The 643-nt window shown below is 63.5% G+C and carries 1 protein-coding gene; it reads left to right on the plus strand.

Features of this window, described 5'->3' with window-relative positions; all coding sequences use genetic code 11:
* Window positions 1-199 precede the first annotated feature (199 nt).
* Window positions 200-643: NAD(P)-dependent oxidoreductase (locus tag EN879_RS38015; RefSeq protein ID WP_281034639.1), on the plus strand; the 444-nt coding region annotated here is incomplete at its 3' end.

Here is a 643-nt window from a genome sequence, read left to right on the forward strand (position 1 = left end):
GCGCTAAAAGAGCCACAAATCAAGGCCTGCGACAGAAGCTTGAATCCGCTCTATCTGTAAATGAGAAATATTTTTCTCTTGGCCGGGATGCTTTCAGAAAAGCAATTGCATCCCGATAAGGGATGCGCGAGTGCGTTCCTTCTGGTTTCTCGCGCTCGCGCGTAGAACTGCAAGCTCATTGAGGATTCCGCTCGCGTCCATGTCGCACACTGCTCCCAAGCTCAACGCCTTCCCCGTGTTCATGCGGGTTGAGGGCGAAGCTGTGGCCATCGTCGGGGGCGGCGAAGAGGCGCTGGCCAAGGCGCGGCTGATCGGACAGTCGAGCGCGCTCCTGCGGATCGTCGCGGAACACGCCGAGCCCGACCTGCTCGCCTTCGTCGCCCAGGCCGGCGCGACTCATTTTGCCGCGGCTTACGAGGCGTCGCAGCTCGAAGGCGCGGTCATGGTGTTTGCCGCCAGCGGCGACGAGGAACTCGACCGCCGGGTGGCCGCGGATGCGCGCCGCCTAGGCATTCCGGTCAATGCCGTCGATCGGCCTGAGCTTTGCGATTTCTTCACCCCGGCGCTGGTCAACCGCGCGCCGGTGGCCATCGCCATCGGCACCGAGGGTGCAGGCCCGGTGCTTGCCCAAATGTTGCGCGGC

Origin of the sequence: Mesorhizobium sp. M7A.F.Ca.AU.002.02.1.1, assembly GCF_003998535.1 — a bacterium.
GTDB classification, from domain to species: domain Bacteria; phylum Pseudomonadota; class Alphaproteobacteria; order Rhizobiales; family Rhizobiaceae; genus Mesorhizobium; species Mesorhizobium ciceri.